Raw genomic sequence first — 11,584 nt, forward strand, 5'->3', positions numbered from 1 at the left:
GCCCCTGAGACTCCGCCCACCGCCCCGGACTCGCTCGCCCGTCCCTTCAAGCTCTCCCGGCGCTTCGACCGGACCGGCCGCCTGCTGGGCGACTCCGCGATGGAGCGGCTGGCCAACGCGCGCGTGGTGGTGTTCGGCCTGGGCGGCGTGGGCAGCTTCGCGGCGGAGGGACTGGTGCGCAGCGGCATTGGCCACCTGACGCTGGTGGACCATGACGACGTGTGCGTCACCAACACCAACCGCCAGCTCCACGCGACGGTGAAGGCCGTGGGCAAGCCCAAGGCGGAGCTGATGGCGCAGCGCTGCCAGGAAATCAATCCGGCGGCGAAGGTGGAGGCGGTGCGCGAGTTCTACCGCGCGGACGTGGCCGAGCAGATGCTCCAGCCGGGCCAGTACGACTTCGTCGTGGACGCCATCGACAACGTGAAGGCGAAGCTGCACCTGCTGCACCGCTGCGTGACGCTGGGCGTGCCGGTGGTCAGCTCCATGGGCGCCGCGGGCCGGTTGGACCCCACCGCCATCCGCGTGGAGGACCTGTCCGAGACGCACATGGACCCCTTCGCCAAGGACATCCGCAAGCTGCTCAAGCGCAAGTACGCGGTGGAGACGGACAAGCACACGGGCATCACCGCCGTGTACTCCATCGAAGCGCGGCGGCTGCCGGTGACGCTCCAGTACGACGACGCCACCGACGGCTTCCTGTGCGTGTGCCCGCAGGACAACGAGTTCCACACCTGCGACCACCGCACGCAGATTGACGGCAGCGTGGCCTTCGTCACGTCCTGCTTCGGGATGAACGCGGCGGGCGTGGTGGTGCGGCGGCTCGCGTCGGCGCGCTAGGCGCTCAGGCCACCTGGTGCGGCTGGGGCGTTTCGAGCGCGGCGCCCTCGCGTCCGCAGGGACGCCGGAAGACACACCGCGCGCAGGACGACAGCGACTCCGTGGGCGGAAACGCGGACGCGTCCAGCGGCGTGTTGGTGGCCGCGTCCTTCAGCAGCGAGCGCATCTTCGCCACGCTCTGCTCGAAGTGCCGGCGGAAGGAGGCCATGGCCTCCGGGTCCACCGCGACGTCCTGCTCCTTGCCCTCGTTGAGGTACACGAGCGAGGCGCGCACATTCTCCACCGGGAAGCGGTAGCGCTGGGCCACGTAGAGCGCGTAACCGAGCACCTGCTCGTCGTACCCGTCGCGTGACTTGCCCGTCTTCCAGTCCACCACCACCGGCGTGCCGTCCGCGTCCACGAAGGCGAAGTCGGGAATCGCGAAGACCTTGAGGCCGTCCAGCGTGAAGTGGGCGAAGTCGAAGCCCGCGTCCACCTCCAGCCACTGCTCGGGCTTGAGGCTGTGCGCCAGGTCCTTCCAGCGCGAGGAGAAGAACCACGACAGCGCGGAGCGCACCGTCTCCCAGTTCTGCTTCCACGCCTCGTCCGGCACCGCTTCGGCGTACTCGTGCTCCACCAGGCCGGTGAACTGCTTGCGGTACTTCTGCGACCAGTAGTTCTTCGAGCGCGAGTGCCGGAAGTCGTCCTGCATCAGCTTGCGCGTGCGCGCCTCCACCGCCGCCGGGTCCACCTCGCGGCCCGCGCGCCAGTCCAACAGCACGTCCTTGATGCTCTCGTGCACCACGCTGCCGGCCCACGTGTAGCGGTTGCCCAGCTTCTTCAGCACGTAGAGCTCGCGTACGTCCTTGGGCGCGCTCGCCTCCCAGCCGCCCCAGGAGCGGTAGTAGTAGAGGTAGTACGCGCGAAGGCACTCGGAGAACTTCTCGTGGCGGCTCTTGGACCAGGAGAAGTCGTTGCTGAGAGGGGGGCGCCGCATGACGGCGCGCATCCTAGGCGTTCGCTCGCTCCACCAGAAGGAGAACAGGCGAGGAAACAGGCCCCCACTGGTCGCTGAAAGACAGCCACCCCAGGCAACCAGGAAGGTATGGTGCGCGCTGGCATGAAGACCCAACCCTTCAAGGGCCGGGTGGTCCTCATCACGGGGGCCTCCGGAGGCATTGGCAGGGCGGCGGCGAGGGCCTACGCGGCCGCGGGCGCGGATGTCGTCCTGGCCGCGCGCCGGCTTCCCGAGCTCGAGGACGCGGCCCGTGAAGTGGCGGCACTGGGCGTGAGGGCACTGCCGGTGCGGTGCGACGTCACGGTGGGCGACGACGTGGCGCGGCTGGTGCGCGAAACGGACGCCGCCTTCGGCGGACTGGATGTGCTCGTCAACAACGCGGGTCAGGGAAGCTACGGACCGCTGGAGGCCATGGGTGAGGAGCAGCTCCGGAAGCTCTTCGAGCTGAACGTCTTCGGCTTGTGGCGGATGACGCGCGAGGCCCTGCCGCTGCTGCGCAAGCGGCGCGGCGCGCAGGTGGTCAACGTCAGCTCCGTGCTGGGCCACCGCGGCCTGCCGCTGCTCGGCGCCTATTGCGCGTCCAAGGCCGCGGTGAATGTGATGACGGAGTCGCTGCGCGCGGAGCTCGCCGAAGAGGGCATCCGGGTGCTGCTGGTGTCGCCCGGCTTCACGGAGAGCGACTTCCGCGAGAACCGACTCAACGCGGAGGGATGGAAGCAGGACGCCATTCCGTTGAAGGCCATGTCCGCGGAGGAGGTCGCCGCCGCCATGGTCCGTGCGAGCCGGCGCGGGCACCGCGACACCGTGCTCACGCTGCCCGGCCGGGTGATGGTGGTCGCCAACCGGTGGGTGCCGTCCCTGTTCGACCGTGTCGCTCGCCGCATGGCGGCTGAGATGAAGAAGAAGGGTTCATGACCTCCCGCAGTCCCCGCTCGAAGCGCGGCATGGCCCCTGTGCACCAGGTGCCGCTCGAGGGAATCGTCACGAAGACGCGCCCCGCGGTCACGGCCGCTGCGTCGCCCGATGAGGCGCCGACCCGGAAGCCCCGCGCCGGGCGGCCGCCCTCCACGCCGCTCGCGGCCACTGTCGCCCCCGCGCCCGAGCACCTCGCCAGCGTGCGGGGGCCCCTGCTCGACTGGTACGACCGGAACAAGCGCGACCTGCCCTGGCGCCGGACGAAGGACCCGTATGCCATCTGGCTGAGCGAGGTCATGCTCCAGCAGACCCAGGTGTCGACGGTGATTCCGTACTGGGAGCGGTTCCTGAAGCGCTTTCCCACGGCGCGTGCGCTGGCCTCGGCGCCGCTGGATGACGTGCTCTCGGGATGGAAGGGCCTGGGCTACTACAGCCGCGCCCGCAACCTGCACCGCGCCGCGCAGGAAGTCGTCGCGCGCTTCGGCGGCACCCTCCCCTCCACCGCCGCGGAGCTGCTCGAACTGCCCGGCTTCGGCCGCTACACCGCCGGCGCGGTGGCCTCCATCGCGTTCGGCGAGGAAGCCCCCCTGGTGGACGGCAACGTCGCGCGTGTCTTCTCTCGCATCTTCGAAGTCGAAGGCCTCCCCGGAGACCGCCAGCGCGAGGCCACGCTCTGGGCGCTCGCCACCGCACTGGTGAAGGGCCCGCGCCCCGGGGACCTCAATCAGGCGCTGATGGAGCACGGCGCCACCACGTGCCGGCCGGAGAACCCTCTGTGCCTGCTGTGCCCCGTGCGCACCGCCTGCGTCGCCTTCCGCAAGGGCCGCGTGGACGAGCTGCCTCCCGCCAAGGTGCGCGCCACGCCCAAGAAGCTGACGCTCGCGGTCGCCGTGTGGCCGCACGCCGGCACCCTGCTCTTCGCCCGCCGCGCGGACGCCGGGCTCTTCGGGGGCCTGTGGGAGCTGCCGGCCGCCGAAATCGCCGACGACGCACCGGACAGCGAAGCCCGGGCCCGGCTCTCCGCCGCGCTGGGCGTCGACGTGAGCCTGGAAGGCGCGCTGGGCACCGTGAAGCGGCAGCTCACCCACCGAGACCTCTCGCTTCGGCTGCTGCGCGTCTCCGGCCCTCGCCGCCCCGCGAGCACGCCCGCCTTCCAGGAGCTCCGCTGGTGCTCCCCTGATGATGCGGGGAAGCTCGGCATGAGCACCGCGATGCAGCGAGCGCTCGACCTCGCGCTGGAGGCGGGCGTGCTGCCAGGCGGCTGAAGGCCTCCGCGCCGCCCCCCGCACACGCCACCTGTCCGTCGCTCGACACAGAGGCAGTCCTCCTGTCGCACTGACAACCCCGGCCCCCGCATGCCGGTTCCTTTCGGCATCGACGCGCCCCAATCTCCGCGGACTCTTTCCACCGGAGGAATCCGAGCATGGCACGCCACACCGCCAACAAGCAGACGGGGCCGTCTTCCAGCAAGCCGCCTGCCCCCTCGGCCCCAACCAGGCCGCGGGCTCCGGAGTCGCACCCCGGCCCCACCAACGAGCAGATTGCCCGCCGGGCCTACGAAGTCTTCCTGGCCCGGGGCGGTACGCACGGCAACTCCGAGCAGGACTGGTTCCAGGCCGAGCGCGAGCTTCGGCTCGGCCGTCAGTGACCACCCGCTGACACACGGGCGCGCCGCCGCCGAGCGCAGGCCGGGCACGGTGGAGGACCGCCAGGCCCACTCACCTCGTCACGCGCCGCCGCTTGCGCGCTGGGGGCGCGTCCGAGGCGTGCGCGGAGGCACGTGGACCGTAGTAACGCCGCAGCCAGCGGCTGAGCCCGTCGAAGCCAGGGAAGAGCACGCGCTCGGTGATGTTGCTCTGGTCCAGCTTGTCGCGCACCTCCCACTTGAGCGCGGCGGGGATGATGAGCTTGCGCACGCCATCCGCCTGGGCTTCGAGGAAGGTGTCCAGGCGAAGCTCGGGCCCGTTCATCACGGAGAAGAGCGCGAACTGATTCACGATGCGGGCGTCCAGCGACGGTGGCTCCAGGAAGAGCACGAACGGGTGCTTCGCGAGCTGGTCGAAGGTCGAAAGGTCCGACGCCGTCGTGGCCAGCATCTCCCCCGTGAAGACGTCCGCGCCTTCTCGCTGGAGCAGCGTCTTCAACCGCCTGGGAAGGTGACGATTCGTCTGGCGGTAGTCCACACACCACACCACGCCGTCCTCTCCATACCGGTCCGGGTTCTCGGTGAGGAAGTGGAGCGCCACATAGGGGCTGAAGGTCCAATCCAGCATCCGCGTGGGCAGCCCATGATGCTGGGCCAGGGCGAGCCAGTCCCAGACTGACTCCACGGGCTGCGGGCTGTAGCTCCGCGCGTACTTCCGGAAGGCCCTCAGCAGGTCCTTCTCCTTGCGCACGAACTGCCCCTTGCGATTGAGCGCCGTGGACAGGTCGTTGGTCACCTGGGACATGCCACGGAAGACAAAGGTGGACCGGTGACGCCCCAACACCTCGCTCCACGACCCGGCGAAGAGCGCGTCCTGCAGCTCCAACCATGTCCCGATGCGATGTTCCAACATGGCCCCTCCCCCGCGACACGATAAGCATCGCGGCGGGACGGGCCCGCCCGGGGCCGGGGCCGCTCAGTGGGGATTCACGGTGTCAACCGAGGGACGCTCGGCGGCGAGCGCGCTCCGAAGCCGCCGCTGCGCCACCTTGAGCTCCTCCAGGATGCGCTCCGCGTCGATGACCGAGCGCATCGCCAGCCCGCAGGCGGGCGTCAGCACCACCGTGGACACCACCTGCGCGAAGGTGAAGCCGGCGGGCAGCGCCGCCTTCAGCGTGGCCTCCACCGAGTCCACCAGCTCTCCCACCTCGTAGGTGGACGCCAGGTCCGTGGGGATGATGCCCAGGCTCAGCGTCGCGCCCGCGGCGAGGAAACGCCCCAGCGCGGCCCCCGCCTCCACCATCGCGTCCAGTGACAGCCGCACGTCCAGGGAGAGCAGGTCCGGCTGGACGTCCAGCAGCGCGGCCCAGTCCGTGTTGCCGCAGCAGTGCAGCCCCACCAGCGCGCCTTCGCGTTGCAAGGCCACCACCAGCAGCTTCAGCTCCTGCATGGCAATCAGGTGCCGGGGATTCGTGCGCTGGAGCGCGTAGAGCCCAGGCTCATCCAGATAGAACAGCGGCGTGGTGCCCGCGCGGCGCAGCGCCTTCACCATGGCCAGAGAGCGCGCCAGGGACAGCCGGTACATCGCTTCATCCAGGCCCGGCACATCCAGCGCGGGCAGTCCGTCGGTGGTGCGCGCCACCGAGCGCACCGTGAAGGGACCCGCGAGCTGCGCCTTCGCGAAGGCCAGCCTCCGCGCCTCCACTTCCCACAGGAAGGGCCGCCACGCCCGGCACGCCTCGGGCGAGGGCTCGAAGGCCTCGAACTGACCGGACTGGAACGCCGCCTCCAGCCGCGCCTCGAAGGCAGCGCGCCCCGCCTGCCAGGCCGCGAGGTCCACCGTACACAGGCCTTCCTCATCGAAGGCCAAGCCCGGCAGCCCCTCCAGGGCCGCGGGAATCATCAACTCCGAGGGCTTGCCCACCGGCAACTGCGGCAGGAACGGAATGTCCAGGGCCAGGGCGGCCTGGAGCCCCAGCTCCACTTGCGTGTGCGGCAGGCTCCCGATTCCGGTGGTGGCGCAGGCAGGCAGCAACTGGACGGCTCGGCGGATGTTCGGCGCGCTCATGGCGCGGACTCTATCCCCTCCCCGGCCTTCCGGTGTGGCTGCCCATCCCCGATGCGCCGGGTTCCCGACCTTCCCGTCCGGCAGCAACGTTCCACCCAGGAACCGGGAAGCACCCCGGCGGACAAGGGAGGGGGCATTCATGAACAGGCGCTGTGGATGGGGGACGGGCACCCTGGCGGCGGCATTGCTCGCCAGTCCCGCCGTCGCGGAGACTCCCCGCGCCGTCAAGGCGCAGCCCGCCCCGGGCTTCGGGGCCTCCGGCCTGACGGTGCGCAGCGGCGTGGCGACCTGGTCGGGCAACGTGGGCAGGGAGACAGGCGTGGGCGCGTTCCTGGCCCTGCTGGGGGAAGTCCCCATTGTCTCCGGCGTGGGCCTGGAGCTGGGCTACGAGGGCTCCGCCAACGGCTATGCGGAGCCCCGGCGCGGCACGCTGTGGCGGCACAACGGCGGCCTGCTGGCCAAGGCGGGCCCCACGCTCTTCTCGCAGTGGAAGCCCTTCATCGGCGCGGGCGCGGGCGTCAGCTACTTCCACCCCACGCCCATGGACGTGGGCACCGCCTTCGAGAAGGGCTGGGCCGCGGAGGTGCCACTCGCCGCCGGGCTCGAGTACCGGTACAGCGGCGTCACCGCCGGCCTGCGCGCCACCTACCGCGTGCTCGTGGCGCGGGACTTCGCCCCCAGCAGCGCGGACGTCGGAAACCTCTTCAGCGCCGACCTCAGCCTGGGCGCGCGCTTCTGAGCCGCCCTTCACCGGTTTCCGACGCGACGGGGCGCGCGACTCGCGGCCGGAAGAAGGCGGAGGGCCTCAGGGGCCGGTATTGGCGGACACCGCCTTGAGGAATCCCAGGGCCGCCTGACGGATGCTGGCGTTGGAGTCGTTCTGACTGGCCCAGGCCAGCAGCGGGCGGACTTCGAGCGTGTTGGTGACCCGGGAGCCCAGGAACTGGACGAGCTCCGCCCGCAGCCCGTCCGATGGGTCCCCTCGCAGCGCCTGTTCGAGCGCGGGCAAGAGCGGGCCCAGCGGACGGAAGCTGGCGGCGAAGACGACGGCCTTCCGGACCTCCGGTGAAGGGTCCCCGAGCAGCCGCTGCGCGAGGAGCGGGTCCACCGCCGGATCGACCAGCAACCGGAGCGCCTCCACCGCGGCCTGCCGCACGTGGGGGGCTGCTTCGCGCAACCCCTCTTCGATGTAGCCGAGCGCACGGGCGTCCCGTGTGTTCCCCAGCGCCCGCATCAACAGGGCCTTCTCCTCCACCGAGTTCGACGAACGAAAACGCGCGCCCAGCTCCTGGACGAGCGTCTCCGAGCCCCGTGCGTCCTGGGCCCCCATCCGCATGGCCGCGTTGCCCAGCGCCAGGGTCGCGGTGTCCCTCAGCTCCGGCTGCGTGTCACGGGCGCGCGCCCGGAGCGCCTCCACCCCCTCCGGAGTGGGCGCCTCCGCCATGCCCAGGGCCGCGACCGCGTCCGTACGCACCGGTACGGACACGTCGCCATCCTCGAGGATGCGGGAGAGGGCCTGAATCGACTCCGTCGTGCTGGCCGCTGACAGCGCGCCCAACATCGGGCTGGCGGCGAGCGGCTCCAACCCCTCATGCAGCACCCCTGGCACCTTCAGGGCCTCCGCGGGCTCCAGCACGAACAGCGCGCGCAGGCGCTCCATCGCCAGGGTCCTCGCGTCGTCCCGCGCCTGCTCGTCCTTGGGAAGCGCGCGCAGGTCCGCGAGCATGTCCTCGAAGCGGCGCCCACCCAGAATCTGCCGGTGGTGAGCCTGCGGGTCCTGTGCCTGGCCCTGGATGCTGGCCAACGGGACGGTGGTCAGCCGGTCTCGCAGCGCGGTCAGCGCACCCGGCAACGAGGTGTCCCGGCTCCGCCCCAGCAGCCGCAAGCGCAGCCGCAGTTCGTGACTCGCCCGGGGCATGCCATCTCCCGCGTCCACCTCCAGTTGCTCGCTGGCCACCAGCGCCTCCGTCCACAGGTCCGCGCCCAGTTGGAACCGCGAATCGGTGCGCACCTCGATGCGAAGCTTGTCCTTCGCGAGCGGTTGAAGGCCCTGCGCGGTCGCCACATGGGTATAGGCCAGCTTCGACTTGGAGAAGCGCAGCGGCTCCTCCGCCCGCCGGTACGCGGCGTCGTACTGGCCCGTGGCGTCGTGCTCCTCGCTCTGCCAGCTCGCTCCGGGGACACCCTGCACCACGAACTGCGTCGCCGCCACCACCGAGCGGAGCAGTCCCTGGGCCAGCACGTCCGTGCCCGTCTCCATGTGGACGAGCCGCGCGGCCCCCGTGCGCTCCAGCGTCACGAAGAAGGGGAGGGAGAGGCTCCCCATCAGCATCTGCCGCTGGTCCGGAGACAGCGCGTCATGCCCCTCCACGTCGACGGAGACATTCTCTGGCAGCAGGCTCACCCGTGCATCGACCCGCGTGTCGTTCGCGCTGACGATGCCCACTCGCCACTCGCCCTTGAGGTGAAAGCGCATGGACGGCGGCGCGTCGCCTTGCGGCTGTGTCTGTTTGAACGCCACCTGCTGCGTCACATCCAGCGAATACCGGTACTCCGAGCCCGGCACCCAGGCCCGCTTTCCATCCACGCTGGCGCGCGCGGGCTCAGGCTCGGACTGCGACAGGGGCAGCTGAAGCGTCGCAGTCGCGCGCGAAGGTTTCGAAGCCGGATTGGGGATGGCCGCTTCCGTCCGGCTCCACCACCATGCAGCGGATAGTCCCAAGACAAGAAGGGCTGCCAGCAACAAGGCTTGACGACGCTTCGGTACGGGGCGCATGGCGCCAATCGCTAGCATGCATCAGGGGGTTTCGCCTAGGGGCTGGCCGCCCTGAGGCATACAACAGCCACATCCCCGCCGCTGCGACCGTCCAAAACCTATCCTCTACGAGTATGGCACGATTGACACTCGCAGTGACATGCCTGTACTGAGCCTTCTTGATTTCGGGCTCTGTCTGACTGCCCCGAAAGGACACCGCACATGCAAAAGCCGAAAGCGACTTTGGGTTTCGCAGCGCTGTTGTTCGCAGTGGTGGCTTCGCAGGCCGCACAGGCTCAGGTGCCTGCGTATGTCGACCCGGTCATCTATACGGTCAACCCGGCGAGTTTTCCCGCCACGACCTACCCGCCGGGATATCAGCTCAACAACAACTATCCATGGGAGTCGACGTACCCGTTCTCACCTTCGTATTCGGCGACCGAGCAGCAAATCATCATCAATGACGAGCTCGCGCGGACGGGCGGCGAGCTGGGGACAGACCCGGTCGACGGCAGCCCGAACATCACCATCGACCAGGGCATCATTCCCGAGGCCCACATCGAGAATGTTCAGCCCGCGGTCGTGGTGGCGACGGAGGTCACGCCTCCATCCAATGGCACCACCCCCTTCAGCCGCAGCTACTACCGGAAGAATGACTTCGGCAACAGCCTCTTCGGTGCGGGCTACATCATCGATGCGGCGATGACGGCGTCTCCGTCGACCGGCGTCGCGGAGAAGAAGGTCGAGGCCTATGCCGACGGCAAGGTCTTCGCCGTGGCGTTTGGCGCGGAGCGGGAGATTGTCCGGGGCCGCGCGGAGCTCACCGGCCAGCAGGGCGGAAACAACAGCGGCACCGCCCGGCTCTACGCCATGGGCCAGCAAATCTGGTCCGGCAACCTGTACGCCAGCTTTGAAATCACGCCCATCAACTGGAGCCGCACGTTCTTCTCCGTCTCCAAGCGGTTCATGGTGGGACCGGTTCCAGTCTCCGTGGCGGCGTCCGTGGGCGGCGGCGTGAAGCTGACCGTCTCCGGGCAGATTGGCCCAACCATCGCCAGGCTGACCACCGCCGCGGGAGGATGGGCCAACGCCACCGCGTCCGCGGGGGTCGATATCATCGTCGCGGGGGTTGGCGTCGAGGGCAACCTGGTCCTCGTCAATGTCAGCCTGCCAGCCTTCGCCGAGCTGTTCTGGCCGTTCTACTCGCTCGACTACACGCTCCGGTCCAACCTGAACCTGACCGCGCTCTCCGGCAATATCAAGCTCTGGGTCCGGGTCGGCTTCTGGTTCCTCAAGAAGACGTGGCGCGTGACGATTGCCAGTTGGTCCGGCACCACCCAGAACTGGCCCCTCTTCACCCAGAATGGCTCTCTCATCCTGGGCATGGAGCCCATGGGCATGTGAGGCGTCGTTGACGAGCCGGGCCCGGAGCCGCCAGCGAGGCGCTCCGGGCCCGGCATCGCATCCGCCGCTATTCGCCCGCGGGGACGAGGACTTCCGGCACGTTGCCGCGCAGAATCATCCGGTTCATCTCGTCGACGTACTCGCTCTGGAAGCGCTGTGAGCCATTGAGGTAGCCCTGGGCAATGATGATGTTGGACGCGAAGTCCTTCGTCGCCGGCCGCACGTTGTAGGCACGGGTGTACTCCCACTTCGTGTCCAGGGAGACGATTTCATCCGCCTGGCCATGGCGGTCCACGAGGCTGTCACCCACCCCGAGTTCGCGGGCGCGCTTGAGCGTGCCGTCTGGTGTGACGAGCGGGTGCTCGGTGGTGACACGCAGCGCTCCACCGGAGCGGGTACGGAAGGTGAGGATTTCCTGCTCCGTGGCGTCACGGTCCAGCGTGTAGTGCTCCACCCGGTTCTTCATGAAGGAGAGCGCGCCAAACGAGGCCCCTGGCGAGAGCGTCACCAGGTCCGTCCGCCCGGACTCCAGGGCCTCGCGGATGCCCATGGCGCCGTCGGACAGGAGGATTTTCTGGTCCGGCGTGTAGCAACCCGGCTCGCACAGGCCATCCATCTGGATGTGCGCGGGCTTGAAGGTATAGGGGACGTTGTTCTGGATTTGCGCGCCCGTGTACGACGCCGTCGGCGTGCCAGACGCCCCTGGTCCCTTCCAAGGCGAGTACATGTTGTTGGGGTCCACGTAGACGGGGTACAGCCAGTAACCCGCCGCCGCCGCGTTGAACGCCTCCATGGAGTAGGAAGAATTCCAGAAGCGCATGTCCAGCCCGCCCCATGCCGTGGCGCCATAGGGGTTTTGTTGCTGATAGCGCTTCGCCCACTTCTGGCGCCCCTCTGCCTGGTCCGCGTTGACCAGGTCATTCGAGCACCGGTAGTTCACGGGGAACCAACCACCACCAC

The 11,584-nt window shown here is 69.3% G+C and carries 10 protein-coding genes and 1 pseudogene; 6 read left to right on the top strand and 5 right to left on the bottom strand.

The window, feature by feature from the left end; genetic code table 11:
• On the top strand, positions 1-840 hold an 840-nt coding region (locus HNV26_RS35025), incomplete at its 5' end, for a tRNA threonylcarbamoyladenosine dehydratase (RefSeq protein WP_253817340.1).
• 4 nt (positions 841-844) lie between these two features.
• Here HNV26_RS35025 and HNV26_RS35030 read toward each other — a convergent pair.
• Positions 845-1,828 (bottom strand): RecB family exonuclease, encoded by a 984-nt coding sequence (locus HNV26_RS35030; protein ID WP_171444783.1) that lies wholly within the window; start codon positions 1,826-1,828, stop codon positions 845-847.
• Between the two features lie 96 nt (positions 1,829-1,924).
• Here HNV26_RS35030 and HNV26_RS35035 point away from each other — a divergent pair, with 96 nt between their 5' ends.
• From HNV26_RS35035 to HNV26_RS35045, 3 genes are all read left to right on the top strand, one after another.
• A complete protein-coding gene (locus HNV26_RS35035) occupies positions 1,925-2,752 on the top strand; it encodes an SDR family oxidoreductase (protein ID WP_171444782.1) in 828 nt (275 codons plus the stop codon).
• The gene (mutY, locus tag HNV26_RS35040; protein ID WP_216613027.1) at positions 2,749-4,017 is read left to right on the top strand and encodes an A/G-specific adenine glycosylase; all 1,269 of its coding nucleotides are present in this window, start codon (positions 2,749-2,751) and stop codon (positions 4,015-4,017) included. Before HNV26_RS35035 ends, mutY begins: the two co-directional genes overlap by 4 nt.
• Positions 4,018-4,175: 158 nt before the next feature.
• A complete protein-coding gene (locus tag HNV26_RS35045) occupies positions 4,176-4,400 on the top strand; it encodes a DUF2934 domain-containing protein (protein ID WP_171444781.1) in 225 nt (74 codons plus the stop codon).
• 70 nt (positions 4,401-4,470) lie between these two features.
• Here the strand turns inward: HNV26_RS35045 and HNV26_RS35050 are convergent, their stop codons facing one another.
• Together HNV26_RS35050 and HNV26_RS35055 are read right to left on the bottom strand one after the other, a co-directional pair.
• The gene (locus HNV26_RS35050) at positions 4,471-5,310 is read right to left on the bottom strand and encodes an FRG domain-containing protein (RefSeq protein WP_171444780.1); all 840 of its coding nucleotides are present in this window, start codon (positions 5,308-5,310) and stop codon (positions 4,471-4,473) included.
• A gap of 63 nt (positions 5,311-5,373) precedes the next feature.
• The gene (locus tag HNV26_RS35055; protein ID WP_171444779.1) at positions 5,374-6,465 is read right to left on the bottom strand and encodes a uroporphyrinogen decarboxylase/cobalamine-independent methonine synthase family protein; all 1,092 of its coding nucleotides are present in this window, start codon (positions 6,463-6,465) and stop codon (positions 5,374-5,376) included.
• A 139-nt stretch (positions 6,466-6,604) separates the two neighbouring features.
• Here HNV26_RS35055 and HNV26_RS35060 point away from each other — a divergent pair, with 139 nt between their 5' ends.
• On the top strand, positions 6,605-7,204 hold the full coding sequence (locus HNV26_RS35060; RefSeq protein WP_253817342.1) for a hypothetical protein: 600 nt from the start codon (positions 6,605-6,607) through the stop codon (positions 7,202-7,204).
• A 66-nt stretch (positions 7,205-7,270) separates the two neighbouring features.
• Here HNV26_RS35060 and HNV26_RS35065 read toward each other — a convergent pair whose 3' ends face one another.
• Positions 7,271-9,187, bottom strand: a complete 1,917-nt coding sequence (locus tag HNV26_RS35065) for a HEAT repeat domain-containing protein (protein ID WP_253817343.1) — start codon at positions 9,185-9,187, stop codon at positions 7,271-7,273.
• 255 nt (positions 9,188-9,442) lie between these two features.
• Here HNV26_RS35065 and HNV26_RS35070 point away from each other — a divergent pair, with 255 nt between their 5' ends.
• Positions 9,443-10,624, top strand: coding sequence for a hypothetical protein (locus HNV26_RS35070; RefSeq protein ID WP_171444776.1), 1,182 nt, complete (start codon positions 9,443-9,445; stop codon positions 10,622-10,624).
• 67 nt (positions 10,625-10,691) lie between these two features.
• On the opposite strand, the pseudogene HNV26_RS35075 reads toward HNV26_RS35070, so the two are convergent.
• Positions 10,692-11,584 (bottom strand): annotated as a pseudogene (locus HNV26_RS35075) (Hint domain-containing protein); the annotation flags it as partial.

This window comes from Myxococcus xanthus (assembly GCF_013116825.1).
GTDB lineage: Bacteria > Myxococcota > Myxococcia > Myxococcales > Myxococcaceae > Myxococcus > Myxococcus xanthus_B.